Below are 17,855 nucleotides of genomic sequence, written 5' to 3'. Positions count from 1 at the left end.
ATTTTCAAGATTACCGCAATAATTAAAGACAACAGTAATATCAAACATTTGTCAGATATGTAAGTATATGAACTAATCTGACACTCGTAGCAACTGTGTTACCAACCCGTCGGTCAGCAACAGCAAACACAGGTAATTAAGCGCATTGCAGGTTGTTTGAATGCAGGTAATCCCTTACCCGGGCATTCAGAATACGCAGCAGTTTGTGCATACACGCATTGATGGCTACTTTGAACGGTTTTCCGCGTTGCGTTAGCCGTTCGTAAAACGCCTTAATCTTCGGTTCAAAACGGCTGGCGGTTAAGGCCGCCATATACAGCGCATTACGTACTGCCATTCTGCCGCCAATACAACCTGTCTTGGTTTTGGATTCCCCGCTTTCATTGGGTGGCGGCACCACACCTACCAGCATAGCAATGCGTTTGTGCGATAGTTTTCCCAATTCGGGCAGCATCGCCATTAAGGTGGCGCAGATATTTTTGCCCACGCCTTTAATTGAGCAGACAGTATCTCCCTTTTCATTGAAACCACCACCGTACCTGTCGATTTGTTTATCTAGATCGGTGATTAGGCGGTCAAAGTGACGGATAAGGTCTGCAACGCTCTGCTTTTGGCTCTCGTGAATCTGATGGTGGCGGTTCTTCTCCACCGCTCGCATCTCTACCAACTGGCTGCGGCGTTTGACCAAGGCTTCGAGCGTTTCTTCTTCGGTAGAAGGCGGAATATAGCGCATATCGCCCACCAATCCTTTAGTCTCGATGGCTTGGGCGAAATCGGCCAACATTTTAGCGTCTTTGGCATCGGTTTTGCCTAAAGAAAAAGATTGGGAATAGGAATGTGTTTGGCGTGGGTTGGCGATGACAACACGCAATCCTGCATGGTGCAACGCTTTGGCTAGAGGGATTTCTAACCCGCCGGTACTTTCCAGTACAACCAAATCGACATTGTGTTTGCGCAAATAGTCGACGGTATGTTGGAAACCTTTGGCATTATTGGTTTCGGTTTTGGTTTTGGCCTTACCGGTAATACCGATGACGAAGTTCTTTTTGGCTACGTCTATGCCGCCATAATTTTGGGTGCTCATCAATAAACCATCCTTGTATTCGGTTGTAGGGTCTTGCAACTGTTCGGTTGTGTTGATGATTGGCCGTCTGCTCGTTTGGCTACAATACGGGTGCGGAAGCCCAAGGGTGTGTTCGGAGGCAGACGGCCTGTTTGCTTGCCATGGTACATTAGTTTCAACATACAAGGGTGTGTGGCGCAGCCACGCACGCGTTTTGTCGTTAACGACTCTATAAGGCCGTCTGAAAAAATCAGACTCTCAAACAGTAGTAGATAAACCATCTGCACGTGCGTGTCCAAGGGCACACACCCTACGCTTGCTATTGGGAATATCAACAGTTATCAGATACAAGTATCCAACTTCCGCGAGCTTATTATCTTATCTAAACACCTATTGCCAATGAGTGGAAAATAAAATTTTCCAATTCCTTGTTACTAGAAAAAGTATAATATGTGGCCATCCTTACGATAAAAAAACCATCTACACTACGCATAGGGATCATAACTTCTACTTGATAAAATATTCCAAGCACACGGCCATGAAACTTATAATCGTTATTCTCAAACTTTTGGAACATCTTTCTAAATTCCAATTCCATCAACCCTTGCAGCATGGCAGAAAAAATTTGTTGAAAATTTCTATCTGAAAGAATATCAATCTCTTCCCGCCCAATAGCCTCATAATGCTTGATAAAAGTATCCATAACAGGGGAAAGCAATTTACGATATTCTGCAACATCAAATACATTTGATAAATTAACAGCGATAACTCCCAAGCCTTTATTTGCATTTAACTTTAATTCAAGCTGTTTATTTGCTTTTCTTATATTTTCCTCAAAAGATTTATCTGAATTTATATTTTTACATTCAACAAAAATTTCAGCATCACAGCAAGAGCTTTTAAAAATAATATCTGTATTCTCATTTAAGTTTATATCTTCAAAATCTTCTCTATTGATGAATCTTCTAGCCATATCAATTTCAAAAAAATAATCACTAGACCTATCATTTTTGCTACCCTGACCACCAGATAACATTTTTGTAATAGTATCTTTTTTGATTACATCGGATTTGTTTTTAAAAGTTTGCATTGCCCTAACATATTGTCTAAGCTGAAAAAAATACTCAAACTTATCCACGTTTTTAACGTTAGGATTACCCACACAGTCAATCCATTTTTGGATCTTGGAGCTTCTGATTTTTTTGTAGTCAAAATGTTCTTCATAAAATGAAATTAACTCTTTCATTTCTGTAACTAATTTATCTATTGCAAAACTATCTACTATTAATTGACCATTCATAAAATTGCATTCCTCTTATTCCCCAAACAACCCTGCCACATACCTTTTCGACCGATCCCTCTCCATCAATTTCGGCTGGCAAACCTCAATCAACGAACAGGCTTTGCAGCGTTTTCCGTATTCCGGCGGCGGAGTGATGCCGCTTTCCAAAAGCCCGCGCACTTGTGCGATGGTATGCAGCGTTTCCGCCCTGAGGCCGTCTGAAAATACAATCGGCACGCGGTGGCGGGTTTGCATGTACCACAAAGCTCCCTCTGCTACCGTTTGCCCGGTCATTTCCTCCAGGCACAGGGCTTGGGCGCAGAGCTGGATTTCGTCGAACGGTTCGGGCTTGGGTTTGCCGCGTTTGTATTCGACGGGTTTCAGACGGCCTGTCTGAATATCGCGCTCGACCATATCCAGCACGCCGTGCACGCCCAAATTTTCCGCCGACACATGCACGCTGCGCTCGAGGCGCACGCCCTTGCGGGTTTCCGGCTCGCCGCCATCCACCCGCTCATGCAACGCACGACCTTGTGCGGTCAAAAAATTCTCCGCCCATACTTGTTCGTTATGAATCAAAGCACACTGGCGCGGACAAAAGGCGTAGTGTTGCAGGGCGGAGAGCGGGATGGAACGCATGGTTAACCGAGTTTGCGGTATAACTTGGTGGCCGCCAGATCTTGCTCATTGACGCTTACCGTGTAGTCATCAAAACTGCGGGCAACGTTGACACCTTCTTTTTTGGCTACTTGAATACGCTTGAAGAGGCTATCGGCAGGCGCATCACCCAAGCTGCTGCTATGCTCGAAGACATACAGACCACGTGCGTTCATTTGCCCGCGCGCGGCGGAATGATCATGATCAAACATATTGATCAGCGCATCCCAAAACAGGTTTAGGTCTGCTTCGCTGAAGCCGGTTTGCTTGGCAAAATGGGCAGAGACGAAGCCGTGACAACGATAGAGGCCATAAGGCACGGTGAATTTGCGTCCCATGGTGCGGTTATCACCGGTTGCGCTGGCATCCTTTTCGTTGGTCACAGCCATGCGGGTGATGCTATGCTCCAGCGTGATAATAGGATCAATGGAGCGCGAGAAGGTAAGCTGCACAGGGCCGCGCACCTGGCCAGCATTTTTGCCGGTGGTCATTACCGCGCCAAAGGTACGGATATCGTAGTAACGCTTGCACATATATTGACGGGCAGCCTCGGTTTTTTCGCCTTTTTCTTTGCTTTTAACGTTATCTTGCTCATGCGCTTCGTCAATCAGGTTATTCAAAATCCCTTTTTCGCGGATAAAAATATCGTGCTGCTCCGGGCTTTGTGTCATTTGCACAAAATTTCTCACTTTGCGTTTCAGGCAAACATCAGTAACCAAACCCATGCCAGTTTCAGGATCGATGCGCGGCAAATTTCCTGCATCGGGGTCTCCATTGGGATTACCGTCTTGTACATCAAACAAAAAAACAAAGTCGTAACGTTTTTCAATAGTCATTTGAATCACTCCTTAGCAGATTTGGCTTGGTTGAACAGATCTTTCAAAGCATCTTTGGTAAATAAAAATTGGGTTTCATGGTAATAACCAATAGCGAACAAACCTTGTTGTTCGAGATTGAGATGGCTGGGAAAGTGTTGACATTGATCTAAAATCTGCCGAATTTCCCATTTCAGCTGCACAGCACGGCCTTCATGTTCGAGCTTGCTCAAATGGTGCGGCACCAAGCGCATCAATGTGCCGAATACTGCGACAGGCGTGCTACTGGCCGAACCAAAATAGCGGTCGCCGATGGTGGCATTCAAATTTGGATTGGCCTCCCCCTGAGCTTTCTCCAGTACGGCAAACAACCGCCCAAGTACATAACCAATATCCCCTCTTTCTCGGTCTAAACTCATTGTCAACTCCTTCATGTTTTTCAAACTACCCGCCCGGACAGCGCGGTTTAAATAAGCCTTAATCAATGATGCTCGTCCATAAGTTACTTTTTGCTCGGCCTTGTTACGGCGCAAAGCGATTTGCAACAGGCTAACTGGCAACGGACGATTACTTAAAGCGCTTTGGGTAACCTGTGCAATCAAATCCGGCGGCAAATTTTCCGCCTTGCCTTCCAATACCAAATTGCACAGCAAGCGCATTAACGGCATAAACTCGGGATAAAGTGATTTTTCGCCGCGCACCATCTGCAAATCGTCATACCAGCGGACAATATTTTCCGACAATGCTGCTACCGTGGTCTCATGCCAGAAACGTACTACAATCCGCGCCGCGTTCGGCGACAAACCCAACAGGTAAAACTTGTCCTTGGCATTCGGCTCAGTATATTTTCCGTTGAGCAAGCTCTTATAAAGCGACTTCACTTCGTCGATATGCGCGTCGGGATTGTCTTTGCCGCCGCCATTAATCATGAAAGCAACCCGACTCTCCAAAGGCGTGGGTTTTTCGCTCCAGCACACGACGGTCACATCACCAATACGAAAGCGGTTATCACTGGCGAGCAGCATATTGAGCGCAGTGGTGTATTCAAACATCGCCTGCTCGCCGACAGGAAAAATAAATCCCTGCGCCTTACCGTACGACTCAAAAGCCGCCAAATTAACCGAAGCAAAAGGAGACGGCTTGGCATTTACCCCCTTGATGGACGAATGCAGGCGAGCAATCGGCGCCTTCTGACCGGTAACCAAGCAAATTCCTTCCTGCTGGTCACTCTCCTCTCCTTCCTTCTCTGCCGCCAAGTAATTTTGCAAGGCTTTTGATTGGCAAACCAAAGCCGAAACCTCATCAACTAGACGGAAACTCAAATTACAGCCTTTGATTTTCAAGCACTCAGCCCAATTTTCCGATTGGAAAACCTTTGTTTTTTCTTCCGTCGATGCCAAAAACGTAGCCACTGCCGCAATACCAAAATCATCCGGCAACGCTTCTTTCAGCTCATCAACCTTGGCCACAAAACTTGCATGCTGGTTATCTGCCAATATACGGTTTTTTTCAGCCTCAGCCGCCGCCGCATCCGGCATTTTTTTGGCTATGCCGTCAACTTCCTTGGCTGCAGCCAACACATACCCATAGTGATCCCACAAAACATTGCTGGTTTCGTAGGATTTGGAGCCACTGCGCGCAGAAGCCTTGGGCACCAAGTAAGCACGGCCAACCTTTTTTTTACCTCTCGCTTCACGAGTATCTTCCAACTGGATGAAGCGTCCATGTCTATCGAGAACAATTACAAAGGGAATCTCTTTTTTCTCAAATCCTTCCGGAGCCACTCCACCTTCTGAAACGGCTTTACGCTGATAATAGCGAGTCAAGGCATGAAGCATCATCGCTTCACCTCCTCACTACCGGCAGGCGGCACAATAATGACGCCATGCTCGGCCTTGCATTGATAAAACATTGGCTCGGCGCGATTGGAATCGCGCGGATCGGATTTACTGTAATCCATGTCATACAGCATAAAGCCGAAATCCTGGGTAATGTCTTCACGTGGCAGTCCGTCTTCCGCTTTTTCCAATAATCTAAAATTACAAGGAAACTCCCGACATCCGAGATAAGGCTGATGAAAATATTGTCCTTTTATTGCACGGCGTTCGAACATTTCTACAAACTTTTTACGATTATCACCCTGCCCCACTTCATCGGTCATATCGAAATCGGCATGAATGCGATAGGCCACATCGCGCAACAGCATTGATGCACGCTGTTGCCTGCTATCTTCGATATACAAACCCTGACTACGCTCGCTCATTTTACTGCCCACTTCGTTACGGCGAATATTGACCCACTGAATCGGCTTCAATATTTCAATCTTCAACACCCGCCAACGGATAGCCGGTTTCCATAAGATGGCCATTAGAATATTGCGCGCAGCCGAAGGCGTAATCACCGGATAGCTGACACGCTCTACCTTGAGCTCCGGCCTGGTAAAGCAGGCAAAATCACCGCTGACTTCTAGAATAAAGCTCATTACCCTTCTCCTTTTAATTCCATGAATGTATATCATTCAAACGTAACCATACCTGTCAAACACAATTTGTGGCTTATTGATGTCACCTGTACAATGTTGATTCATTTTCCTTGCATGAAAATGTGTGTTGAAACCATGAACGTATTTTGGAATATTCCATGATAAAAAACGCCCCTTCCCAATTAGGGGCGTTTCCTTTACATAACAGAACACTCAGGAGACATCAACCAATTGTCATCCATACTTGCTCCAAGCACCTCATCATAATATCCGACGTCCAGCACCAATAACCCTGCCCGTTCCACCACAGCATTTACCGGCAGCTTTTTCAACTCGTTTTCATGTACGGTAATCGTGTGGCGCTGCAACTTGCGGTATACCCATTTGTACTTTAGTGGATCACTTTCCAAATACGATAACCATGTCTCAAACGGCTCGGGTAAAGGTGGTTTATCCGTTTTTCCGAAGTGTTCATCGAGAGTAGATGGACAGCGCCGTTTTTTTAATATGTCTTCCCACTCATCAACCGGCACCCCGTCCAGGCAATGTTTAAAAAATTCAGGCAGTTCATGTGTCTTAACGATGTTAGGGAGGTTTTCTCTTTCCTCCCAAACTAAAGGAATAAACGGCACAATCAGAGCCACGCCTTGACCATCAATCAAACGGAATTTTTCTGCGGCGGTACGGAATTTAATAGCCAATGGATTTTGTTCGCTGGGTTGCTCCATCATCAGATATGTGGAAATTCCGTGCTGATCACGCTCCCCTTTCTTATTGAAACGTCGAAAATATTCTGCAAATGCATCGGGCGATAAGGGATCGTTCAACCAACCTGCCGCCAGCATTTCCTCGGTAATGTCCTGTCCTTGTTTCAAACTGCCACTGGGCGCACCCTCCTCTGCTCGGAACACCACCACCTCTCCCAAACCCGGCAGCTTTCCTTCGCGATTGCAGCGCCCAGCCGCCTGCGCAATGCTATCCAAACCTGCCATGGCGCGATAAACCACCGGAAAGTCCAAGTCGACACCTGCCTCAATCAGCTGCGTACTGACCACCCAAAGCGGTTGCGCAAGTTTGCCATCGCCATAAAGCTGCAAATAGCGGCGAATCAGAGCAATTACTTCCGCCCGATGTGCGGCACACATATTGGCAGACAAATGCAGCTTGATGCCATCTGCAGGCAGGGCGGCAAACAACTTACGAGCATGTTTGCGCGTGTTGACCACAGCCAGCACGCAATTGCGCTCGGCAATTTCATCACCAACCTGTTGCCAGCTTTTCTTGGGATCATCTTTTTCAGGTAGCCTAATGCGAACACGCTGCAAACGCTTTGCCAATGCAGCTTTATCCGCAATGATTTCGTAAACCTGCGGCAACCCCTCCAATAAAACTCTTCCAAAAACATCGACGTCCTTACCTAACTCGGGCGGTGTAGCGGTACACAGCACAAACGTCACGCCATAATCACGCGCCAACACTCGCATCACATCTGTAATCGGTTTTTGGAATGGCCGTGGAATTTGCTGCGCCTCATCTAAAATCACCACACTGTCAGCAATATTATGGATTTTCCGGCAACGACTGGGACGAGCAGCAAAAAGGCTTTCAAACAATTGCACATTGGTGGTCACAATCAGTGGCGCATCCCAATTTTCAACAGCAAGACGATTGCGTGCCGTTTCCTTTTTTTCATCCACCTCCAGATTGCTGTGATGCTCCAGCACCACCTCATCACCCAACACCTTGCGAAATACATTGGCATTTTGTTCAATAATACTGGTAAACGGAATCGCATAAATAATGCGTCTTTTATTAAACCTCAATGCATGCTTGAGTGCAAAACCGAGGCTGGCCAAAGTCTTGCCGCCACCAGTTGGCACCGTCAAACCAAAAAATGACTCATTCCATTCAGCCGCCTGAAAACATTGCATCAAAATTTGATTGCGTTCCTGGTTGAGTACAGAAGTCTTATCAGTCGTTGCTGCCAATGCTTCCATATACGCCTGATAGCGACTATGCAACTCCGACAACTCAGGAAAACTTGGTCGCAGGCCGGCTTGCCTTGCCATCTCCGCATCCGCATAGCCATTCATAAACGCTTCGGTATCCAAGAAATCGGCATCCACCAAACAAGAAAACAAAAACCGAATCCAGACATGAAGTTCGGCTAAAATTTTGTCGTTTTCCGCAAAAAACGACTGAAAATCTGCCAACAGATCATCATCGGAAAGATTTTGGATTTCCTCATCAAATCCAGCTTCTCTTGCTCCCAGCAACGCACTCTCTAATTCCTGATCCGCCTGTTGTAAACGATGCTTTAAGCCCCCTTTATCATTCCAATCTGCCAAACCCGCATGATGTCCAGCAATCAAATACGCCAATAAGTGCCCAAAAAATGGATCAAAAGCCCCCACCGCATACTTGGCACCCGCCGTCGAGTGCGAAATCTTGGCTGCTACTCCCCTTTCCTCCAAGTTTTCTAGATGAGCATCTTCTTTCTTAAAGCCACTGACTCTTTCAATATAATCCTGAAAAGCCGCTTGAAACTTGCCTAAATCATGCAGCAGACCTGCATAGTGAGCAAAGACTCTCCCTCGCTCACCAGCAAATTGAGCGGCAAGCTTGGCTACTTTTTGCAAATGTTTTCTGACATCATGAATTTGAAACTTGTCGATATCGCTAACGCGCACATGCGCCATAAATACTTTCATCGGCATCCACCATATTCCTTACTTATCTACTACCAAAGCGATACCATAATGAGAAGCAATACATAGCCCCAGCATCTGCCCGCATAACTCCCCTCCACCCTGACGAACGCCAAACTGCTTCAAACGGCAATAAACCCATTGCGCACCGGCAGTTGAGTGATCTACTTTCACACCACCCGGCGTACTTTCTTCTTCGTCCAAGTCCGGATTAATCAAACCCGTGGCATCGTGAATGTATTTCTGGAATTTCAAAGAATACTTGCCGAAGTCATGCATTAATCCCAATAGTTCACCCGACAGATCCAAGCCTAATTTCCCAGCCAACAGCTTAGCAATCGCAGCAGTTTCGGTAAGATGGGTGGCCACAGATTGAGGCGTATTATCGGAACGGCGGACGTGGGCAATAAAATGTTCAGCCATTCATCTTCTTCCTAATTAAGTTAAATTTGCATAAAAAAGCGGCAAACCTTGACGCCATCTCTTCATAGTTAGAGAAAAGGCTTTGCAAGGTTTGCCGTTTTTGTTCAGGCCGGTTTTCGGCGGAATGGGCGTAGTAAGTTCGGATAAGCCGAGTATCCACAGACATTCTCCAATGTATTTTTATTATTTCTGCATTAACTACCAAGTGAGAAATATATCATAACGGTTTAAAATTTTGCACTCCCTTTCACTACAAAAAAGAGGCCGTCTGAAAACATCGCTTCGATCAAGTTAAAGCTGTTTTCAGACGGCCTGAGACCTTTGCAAAACCCTCAGATGTGGATGCAGTTCAAGGCGTAGCAGCGCAGCGAGTGCAGACATATCATATAGATAGGCAAACGAGCGAGCAGCGCACAACGCAGAAATGCGCCGCAGATGGGGGTTTTGCAAAGGTCTCGGCCTCTGTTGTATGAACCCTAGCAAACTAATGTTGCTGCCGGTATTGCTTTTTGGCGGCTTTCTTTGCTGCGCGGTACCAGCGTTTTTGGGTGCGCAATGTCGGGCGGTCGGCGGCGTAGAGCCAGTGTTCGTATTGTTTGAGCAGGCGGGTGAGTTCGGGGCTTTCGATGCCGTTGCTGTTGAGCAGTTTTTGCAGTTCGCCTGCGCTCACGGCGGGGGCGGTTTCGTCTTCTTCGCCCAGCAAGGCGGTTTTGAGTTGTGTGAAGCCTTCGTTTAAGTAGTCGCGTTCGCAACTGCGGTTGCCGAACCACCATTTCAGCAGGGGCAGCAACGCCAGTGCCATGCCTGCGGGCAGCACCAGCAGCAGGGTTTTCCAGTTGAATCCGCCCAAGCCGAGCAGTTCGAAGAGGTTGTTTTGTTTGCTTTGGTCGTAGTTCACCACCCATTGCTGCCAGTAAAATTGGCCGGTATCGCGCCAGCGGGCGAAGAGGCTGTGGCCGTCTGAAACCATTTTGCGTTCGGCTTCGGGCAGGGCTTGGCTGATGCCGCTTTCGGCGCGCACGGAGGAGACGGGGGCGGTGGGATCGACACGCAGCCATGCTTGTTCTTGCGGCAGCCACACTTCCGCCCATGCGTGTGCGTCTTTGGAACGGATTTGCCAGAATCCGGCTTGTTCGTTGTATTCGGCTCCTTGATAGCCGGTTACCACCCGTGCGGGCAATCCTGCGGCGCGCATCATCACGACGAAACTCTGCGCGTAGTGTTCGCAAAAGCCTTGCTGCGTGCGGAACATGAATTCGTCGATGCCGTTGCGCCCGGGCGTGCGCGGCGGTTGCAGGGTGTAGCTGAATTTTTTGCTGCGGTAGTGATGCAGCACTTTGTCGATAAACTGACGTGCGCCGGCGGATTGTTTGGCTAGGGCATCGGCAAGCAGGCGGGTTTTCGGGTTGCCTTCGGGCAGGCGGGTGTAGAAAACCCGTTCGCCTTCGGTGAGCTTGTGGGGCAGGGTGTCGCTTAACGATGCCTGCAAGGTAATGCGGCGCAAACCTTCGCGGCTGCGGTGGGTGCGTACAATCTGTCCCATGCGTTTGGTGAGGCTGTCGGGCAATGAGCCGACGGGGTAGTCTAAAGCGGGCAGCGCGCCGTTTTGGTCGCGGATAATCATTTGATATTCGACGGTGCGCGCGGGGTTGGTGGCGGTGCGGGCTTCGTCTATATAGGTGTTGTCGAGCGCGCGCCAGCGGGTGCCGTCAAAGTCGGCCATGATGATGGCGCGCCAATACATATCGCTGCGCTGCGGCTTGAGGCCGTCTGAAAAGGTAATGTTCGCCACCCATTCGTCGCTCTGCACCAGATTGCTGATGCTGCCCGGCTCCATCGAATCGGACAAACCGGTTTTGGCCTGCCCCTGCTGGGGCTGGGGAATGCGCCATAAAGGTTCGTTCAAACGCGGCACCGCCACAAACAACACGGCAGTCAGCGGCAGGGTAAGCAGCAGGGCTTGGCCGGTGTGTTTGGCCGCTTCTTTAACACTCAACCCGCACAGCACGGCGAAGCATATGCCCGCCATCGGCAAGGCGAGCAGCAGCCATATGCCGATGATCAGGCTTTGGTCGAACAGCACCGACGAGCCGATTAAAAACAGCATGGCCAGCAGCAGCACCTGCCAGTCGCGGCGGGTATTGCCTTCGAATGCCTTGAGCATCACCATCAACAGCAGAAACGACACCCCGCCGTCGCGCCCGATCACCGTGCCGAGCTGCTGCCACACCAGCGCGCCGCCGATAACCATCAGCAAAACCAATGCCGGCAGCGGCAGCTTGGCCACACCCAGCCGCAGTAAAACCAAGCGCAGCAGCCACATACCGCCGAACACGGCCACCACTGCGGCAGGCAGCGAAGACACCAGCGGCAGCGCCGCCCACAGCAAAGTAAACAGCACGGCAGACGCAACGGCGCGCGGCGGCGGTTGTTGGAGAAAGGCGGGATTGAGAATCAGCATGATAGATGAGACGTAATGTGTTTTATCGTGCGGCTGCGTTGTGTGCATCTTCGTGCCTAAGCAACCGCTGTTTATTATTGATTATTCGAGACTTCAAACCTTCGCCGACAACGGCAGCCGAAGTAATCTCTTTATTTTTTGTTTTTTATCATCAACATCGGGCAGATCGTCTGCGGCGGTGTTTGTCGGTGTTTTTAAAGCATACCGCCTTATCCGCAGCGGTATGCTTAGTGTTTGCCTGCTGTTTTCAGACGGCCTAACCGCCCTGTTTCGCCGCCCATTCTTCAGGCGTTGCAGCCGTCGTAATCGACAAAGCATGCAATTCATTGCTGGCGAGCTTGTCGGCCAAACCGTCTTTAATCAGGCGGTGGCGGGCAAGGCGGGCTTTGCCTTCAAATTCAGACGACACGATTTGGGCAAAGAAGTGGTGGCCGTCGCCTTCTACGGCAACATATTCGCAGCGGGCTACGGCTTCAATCATATTTTTTACTTGTTCGGGAGAAAGCATGGCAGAGGTTCCTTTCAAAAATCAGCTTTCAGACGGCCTCGGCAGACAAGGCCGTCTGAAAAATAAGTGTGCATTATATAGGGAGGCATAAACAAACGACAGACACAAGCCCAAACCCCGCCCCATTCCAAGCACCCAAACCGGCCGGTTTCCGGCTTAACCGCACACCTCCGCCAAGCAACTTTCTCCCGCAAGCCCCGCCCCGCCGCCAACACACGCACACATCCGTCCACCCGCCGCAAACAAACCGCACCCGCCCAAACTGCATACAGAAAACAACAAACACCCCCGCCACGCCGCTCCACAATAAAAATATTCCGTCTGCCTGAGCGCGGCTGAAGCACGGCGCATTATTCGGTATAATCTCAGCCTGAGACTTCCGCCCTTCTTTTTCAGACGGCCCATGCCGTCTGAACAGCAACTTCAACGAGAAAACCTATGATCCGTTTCGAGCAAGTTTCCAAAATCTACCCCGGCGGTTTTCAAGCCCTGAAAAACGTCAGCTTCAAAATCGACAAAGGCGAAATGATTTTCGTGGCCGGGCATTCCGGCGCCGGCAAATCCACCGTACTCAAGCTGATTTCCGGCATCACCAAGCCCACCAAAGGCAAAGTATGGATGAACAACCAAGACATCGGCAGCCTCAACGACAACCAAATCGGCTTCATGCGCCAGCACATCGGCATCGTCTTCCAAGACCACAAAATCCTGTTTGACCGCAACGTATTGCAAAACGTATTGCTGCCCCTGCGCATCATCGGCTACGACGCCAAACAAGCCGAAAAACGCGCCCGTGTCGCCATCGAAAAAGTCGGCTTGGGCGGACGCGAACTCTCCGACCCCATTACCCTGTCCGGCGGCGAACAACAACGCCTGTGCATCGCCCGCGCCGTTGTCCACCAACCCAGCCTCCTGATTGCCGACGAACCCTCCGCCAACCTCGACCGCGCCTACGCCCTCGACATTATGGAACTCTTCAAAACCTTCCACGAAGCAGGCACCACCGTGATTGTGGCCGCCCACGACGAAACCCTGATGGCAGACTACGGCCACCGCATCTTACGCTTGCAGGAAGGCAGGTTTGCATCATGAATCACTACCTATCCCTACACCTCGAATCCGCCGTCAACGCCATCAAGCAACTCTGGAAGCAGCCCGTCGGCACCCTGCTGATCCTCGTCATGCTCGCCATCGCCATGACGCTCCCGCTCACCCTCTACCTCGGCGTACAAAGCTCGCAGGCCGTATTGGGCAAACTCAACGAGTCGCCCCAAATTACCCTATACATGGAACTTAACGCCGACCAAGTCGATACCGAAGCCGTCAAATCCCTGCTGGCCAAAGACACACGCATCACCAAGAGCGAATTCGTCGGCAAACAAAAAGGCCTCGAAGAACTCCAAACCAGCATGGGCGGGCAAGACCTCGTTTCCATGCTCGATGAAAACCCCCTGCCCGACGTATTCATCGTTACCCCCGACCCCGCCACACCGCCCGCGGAAATGGAAGCCCTCAAACAAGATTTAGACCAACTGCCCATGGTAGAAAGCGCCACCCTCGACACCGAATGGATGCAAACCCTCTACCAAATCAACGACTTCCTGCACAAAATCTTCTGGTTCCTCGCCGTAACCCTCAGCGTCGCTTTCGTTTTGGTCGCACACAACACCATCCGCCTGCAGATTCTGAGCCGCAAAGAAGAAATCGAAATCACCAAACTGCTCGGCGCACCCGCATCATTTATCCGCCGCCCGTTCCTCTACCAAGCCGTATGGCAAGGCATCTTAGCCGTCGGCGTCAGCCTCGCCCTGTGCGCCTGGCTCGTCAACGCCTCACAGCCGCTGATCAACCGCATCTTCAAACCCTACGGCCTGCACATCGACTGGCGCTATTTCTACGCATGGGAAATCCTCCTCATCATCGCAGTCGTCTCAGCCCTAGGCGTCGCCGGCGCATGGCTGGCCACCCAGCAGCATTTATTGGGGTTTAAAGCGAAGAAATAAAAAGCACTTAAGTGTTTTTGAATGAAACGGAAAGGCCGTCTGAAAAATAACTTTTCAGACGGCCTTTCTTATGATTTCTTATTTAAGTTTGCTTATTTAGGCAATCCGGTTTGCGGATTCAACCCCGCCTGCTGCGCCAGTTTGCGTACCAACTCATCGGAAGGTTTCGCCGGTGCCGGGCCTTCGACAAAGCGCTGGATAGCTATTTTACCGTCCCATTTGGGTAGTTGAGCCGGTGGTAACGGTACGATTTCATCCAGATCGTGGACGTTGAGTTCGGGTTTTAGATGTGCATGACGAGTAAGGTAATCAGAAATAATTTTGTATCTTCTTGAACGCTCTTTATCTTCCGGAATACCCCATTGTTTGTAGCGGCTTTTGGGATTATCTGTATAAAAAGCTTTGCTCGCCACCTGTGCAGAAGAATCTTTCCCCGCCTTAGTACCCTGATGGGAATAAAACAAAGCTTTTTCATATTCTTTTAAATTTCTATATGCGGCTGTTGCCATCTGCGCAGCATCGTCATCAGGAAATTGTTGTGTTGCGGCACATTCTTGTAGTTTGTTGCGTATTTGTATTCTAAATTGATGACTAGCATCATCTTGAATTCTCATAATCAACTCTCGTACCGCAAACTGAGCTTTGGCATTCCCTAAATCAGCAGCCTTACGCAGATAAATCATCGCATCGTCTGAACCATGCTTAGGGCCGTAACCGACAGCAATATAGCGTGACCACCAATAATGGGCACTGGCCGGTAAAACCTTCATTAGCTTTTCGTTCCAATAAATACCTTCGCCGCGCCGTTCTGAAGTAGAAATATTAATATCTTTGCTTTTGAGCAGGATTTCCTGCAAAGTCAGATTGGCCTGCCAATGACCGTTGGCGGCAGCAATACGGTAGTAAGGCAGATAGCGATCCAACACACCCTCTTTCGGCAACCAGCGGTTTTTAAAATCGTGGTAAAGGGCATATTTATATAGTTGGTCTGCTTCCTGAGGCAACGAAGGAAACTGCTCTTTTACACAGGTAAAGTCAAGATTGTCCAACTTGGGCGAACGGCCGGGCAAAATGTCGTTTAACGACCAGGCCTGAGCATGACCTATGTAGGCCATACCTAAGCACATTGATATCAATAGGGTTTGTGATAATTTATTCATGGTTCTTTTAAGAGGCCGTCTGAAAATAACTTTTCAGACGGCCTTGATATTGGTTTGCTTATTTAGGCAATCCGGTCTGCGGATTCAATCCCGCCTGCTGTGCCAGTTTGCGTACCAACTCATCGGAAGGTTTCGCCGGTGCCGGGCCTTCTACGAAACGCTGGATGGCTATTTTACCGTCCCATTTGGGTAGTTGGGCCGGTGGTAACGGTACGATTTCATCCAGATCGTGGACGTTGAGTTCGGGTTTTAGATGTGCATGGCGGGTAACCCAATCAGCAATTTTTTGATATCTAGCAGCACGCTCTTTATCTTCTGGGATACCCCATTGTTTATAACGACTTTTCAAATTATCAGTATAAAAAGCTTTACTTATCGACCGTGCTGGGGCAGTTTTTCCTGCTTTAGCACTCAAATGGTAGAAATAAATAGCATCTTTAAACTTACTATCGTTATCATATCCAGCTCCTGCCATTTGGGCAGCATCACCATCAGGAAATTCCTGTAATGCAGCACACTCTTCCATTTTAGAAGCAATTTTGACTCTAAAGGGAAGGCTTGATTTATCCTTTATCTTCATGATTAATTCACGAACTTCAAACTGTGCCTTGGCATTTCCCAAATCAGCAGCCTTACGCAGATAAATCATCGCATCGTCCGAACCGTGCTTAGGGCCGTAACCAACGGCAATATAGCGTGACCACCAGTAATGGGCGCTGGCCGGTAAAACCTTCATCAGCTTTTCGTTCCAATAAATGCCTTCACCGCGTCGCTCTGAAGTAGAAATATTAATGTCTTTGCTTCTCAGCAGGATTTCCTGCAAAGTCAAATTGGCCTGCCAATGGCCGTTAGCAGCAGCGATACGGTAGTAAGGCAGATAGCGATCCAATACGCCCTCTTTCGGCAACCAGCGGTTTTTAAAATCGTGGTAAAGGGCATATTTATATAGTTGGTCTGCTTCCTGTGGCAATTGAGGAAATTTTTCTTTTACACAGGTAAAGTCAAGGTTGTCCAACTTATGCGAACGGCCGGGCAAAATGTCGCCTAGCGACCAGGCCTGAGCATGACCTATGTAAGCCATACCTAAGTACATTGATACTAATAGGGTTTGTGATAATTTATTCATGGTTCTTTTAAGAGGCCGTCTGAAAATAACTTTTCAGACGGCCTTGATATTGGTTTGCTTATTTAGGCAATCCGGTCTGCGGATTCAATCCCGCCTGCTGTGCTAATTTGCGTACCAACTCATCGGAAGGCTTCACCGGTGCCGGGCCTTCTACAAAACGCTGAATAGCTATTTTACCATCCCATTTGGGCAACTGCGCCGGAGGCAACGGTACGATTTCATCCAAATCGTGGACATTGAGTTCAGGTTTTAGATGCCCATGACGAACGAGAAAGTCACGAATGATGGCATATCGTTTTGCCCGCTCCCTATCTTCTGGAATACCCCATTCTTTGTGTCGATTTCTCGCATTCTCAACATAAAAAGCCCTACTAATTATCAATGCAGAAGAACTATTTCCTGCTTTGGTAGATTGGTGACTATAAAACATAGCTTTTTGATAGTCTCCTCTATTGTCATATGTGACAGCAGCCATCTGGGCAGCACTACTATCAGGAAATTGTTGAGTAGCAGCACATTCTTGCAACTTGTTACGAACTTGCAACCTAAATTGCAAGCTATCCTTATCTTTAATCTTCATAATCAATTCACGCACAGCAAACTGAGCTTTAGCATTTCCTAAATCAGCAGCCTTACGCAGATAGATCATCGCATCGTCTGAACCATGCTTAGGGCCGTAACCAACAGCAATATAGCGTGACCACCAGTAATGCGCACTGGCCGGTAAAATCTTCATCAGTTTTTCGTTCCAATAAATACCTTCGCCGCGCCGCTCTGAAGTAGAAATGCTGATATCTTTGCTTTTGAGCAGGATCTCCTGCAAAGTCAGATTGGCCTGCCAATGACCGTTGGCTGCTGCAATGCGGTAATAAGGCAGATAGCGGTCTAATACACCTTCTTTCGGCAACCAACGGTTTTTAAAATCGTGGTAAAGGGCATATTTATATAGTTGATCTACCTCTTGTGGTAGTGGCGGGAACTGTTCTTTTACGCAGGTAAAGTCAAGATTTTTTAGTTTTTCAGAACGGGATGTCATAATCATGCTTCCTGTTTTGGAATCTTTAATAATATCGCTAGTTAATTTGATAGTATTTTTGGTTAAATCACAACCAGCTAGAGTTGTAACAATAAATAACAAAGGGTACAATTTTTTCAACTTAATCATAA

General features: G+C 48.5%; 16 protein-coding genes. 2 read left to right on the top strand and 14 right to left on the bottom strand.

The window, feature by feature from the left end:
• Positions 1-136 precede the first annotated feature (136 nt).
• The 11 genes from LVJ85_RS00855 to LVJ85_RS00805 form a co-directional block, all read right to left on the bottom strand.
• A complete protein-coding gene (locus LVJ85_RS00855) occupies positions 137-1,084 on the bottom strand; it encodes an IS110 family transposase (RefSeq protein ID WP_244739372.1) in 948 nt (315 codons plus the stop codon).
• 361 nt (positions 1,085-1,445) lie between these two features.
• Entirely contained in the window at positions 1,446-2,363 is a 918-nt protein-coding gene (locus LVJ85_RS00850) for a hypothetical protein (protein ID WP_244740647.1), read from the bottom strand.
• 15 nt (positions 2,364-2,378) lie between these two features.
• Positions 2,379-2,984, bottom strand: a complete 606-nt coding sequence (cas4, locus tag LVJ85_RS00845) for a CRISPR-associated protein Cas4 (protein ID WP_244740644.1) — start codon at positions 2,982-2,984, stop codon at positions 2,379-2,381.
• Between the two features lie 2 nt (positions 2,985-2,986).
• The gene (gene cas7c / locus LVJ85_RS00840) at positions 2,987-3,838 is read right to left on the bottom strand and encodes a type I-C CRISPR-associated protein Cas7/Csd2 (RefSeq protein ID WP_244740642.1); all 852 of its coding nucleotides are present in this window, start codon (positions 3,836-3,838) and stop codon (positions 2,987-2,989) included.
• Between the two features lie 5 nt (positions 3,839-3,843).
• Positions 3,844-5,658: a type I-C CRISPR-associated protein Cas8c/Csd1 gene (cas8c, locus tag LVJ85_RS00835; protein WP_244740640.1), complete on the bottom strand. Its 1,815-nt coding sequence runs from the start codon at positions 5,656-5,658 to the stop codon at positions 3,844-3,846.
• Positions 5,655-6,299 carry a type I-C CRISPR-associated protein Cas5c gene (cas5c, locus tag LVJ85_RS00830; RefSeq protein WP_244740638.1) on the bottom strand — a complete coding sequence of 215 codons (645 nt, stop codon included), beginning with the start codon at positions 6,297-6,299 and terminating at the stop codon, positions 5,655-5,657. The genes cas8c and cas5c overlap by 4 nt, the downstream gene beginning before the upstream one ends.
• Before the next feature lie 197 nt (positions 6,300-6,496).
• The gene (gene cas3, locus LVJ85_RS00825) at positions 6,497-9,016 is read right to left on the bottom strand and encodes a CRISPR-associated helicase Cas3' (RefSeq protein WP_244740636.1); all 2,520 of its coding nucleotides are present in this window, start codon (positions 9,014-9,016) and stop codon (positions 6,497-6,499) included.
• A 12-nt stretch (positions 9,017-9,028) separates the two neighbouring features.
• Positions 9,029-9,430, bottom strand: coding sequence for a CRISPR-associated endonuclease Cas3'' (locus LVJ85_RS00820; protein ID WP_244740634.1), 402 nt, complete (start codon positions 9,428-9,430; stop codon positions 9,029-9,031).
• A gap of 303 nt (positions 9,431-9,733) precedes the next feature.
• Positions 9,734-9,913, bottom strand: coding sequence for a lipoprotein signal peptidase (locus LVJ85_RS00815; protein WP_244740632.1), 180 nt, complete (start codon positions 9,911-9,913; stop codon positions 9,734-9,736).
• Between the two features lies 1 nt (position 9,914).
• Entirely contained in the window at positions 9,915-11,939 is a 2,025-nt protein-coding gene (locus LVJ85_RS00810) for a DUF3488 and transglutaminase-like domain-containing protein (protein ID WP_244740630.1), read from the bottom strand.
• Positions 11,940-12,147: 208 nt separating this feature from the next.
• Positions 12,148-12,399 (bottom strand): BolA family protein, encoded by a 252-nt coding sequence (locus LVJ85_RS00805; protein WP_085364198.1) that lies wholly within the window; start codon positions 12,397-12,399, stop codon positions 12,148-12,150.
• Between the two features lie 438 nt (positions 12,400-12,837).
• Here LVJ85_RS00805 and ftsE point away from each other — a divergent pair, with 438 nt between their 5' ends.
• A complete protein-coding gene (gene ftsE, locus LVJ85_RS00800) occupies positions 12,838-13,491 on the top strand; it encodes a cell division ATP-binding protein FtsE (protein WP_085364196.1) in 654 nt (217 codons plus the stop codon).
• Positions 13,488-14,402 (top strand): permease-like cell division protein FtsX, encoded by a 915-nt coding sequence (ftsX, locus tag LVJ85_RS00795; RefSeq protein ID WP_244740627.1) that lies wholly within the window; start codon positions 13,488-13,490, stop codon positions 14,400-14,402. Before ftsE ends, ftsX begins: the two co-directional genes overlap by 4 nt.
• Positions 14,403-14,494: 92 nt before the next feature.
• Here ftsX and LVJ85_RS00790 read toward each other — a convergent pair whose 3' ends face one another.
• The 3 genes from LVJ85_RS00790 to LVJ85_RS00780 all read right to left on the bottom strand — a co-directional run bounded on the left by LVJ85_RS00790 (position 14,495) and on the right by LVJ85_RS00780 (position 17,853).
• Positions 14,495-15,517, bottom strand: coding sequence for a DUF6396 domain-containing protein (locus LVJ85_RS00790; RefSeq protein WP_370686942.1), 1,023 nt, complete (start codon positions 15,515-15,517; stop codon positions 14,495-14,497).
• Positions 15,518-15,620: 103 nt separating this feature from the next.
• Positions 15,621-16,688 (bottom strand): DUF6396 domain-containing protein, encoded by a 1,068-nt coding sequence (locus LVJ85_RS00785; protein ID WP_244740622.1) that lies wholly within the window; start codon positions 16,686-16,688, stop codon positions 15,621-15,623.
• 58 nt (positions 16,689-16,746) lie between these two features.
• Complete coding sequence (locus tag LVJ85_RS00780) at positions 16,747-17,853, bottom strand: DUF6396 domain-containing protein (protein ID WP_370686928.1); 1,107 nt, start codon at positions 17,851-17,853, stop codon at positions 16,747-16,749.
• Positions 17,854-17,855: the final 2 nt, after the last annotated feature.

Origin of the sequence: Neisseria sp. Dent CA1/247 (assembly GCF_022870825.1) — a bacterium.
GTDB classification, from domain to species: Bacteria; Pseudomonadota; Gammaproteobacteria; order Burkholderiales; family Neisseriaceae; genus Neisseria; species Neisseria zoodegmatis.
The sequence above is the reverse complement of the archived record's forward strand: the minus strand, read 5'-3'. Positions and strand labels throughout refer to the sequence as shown.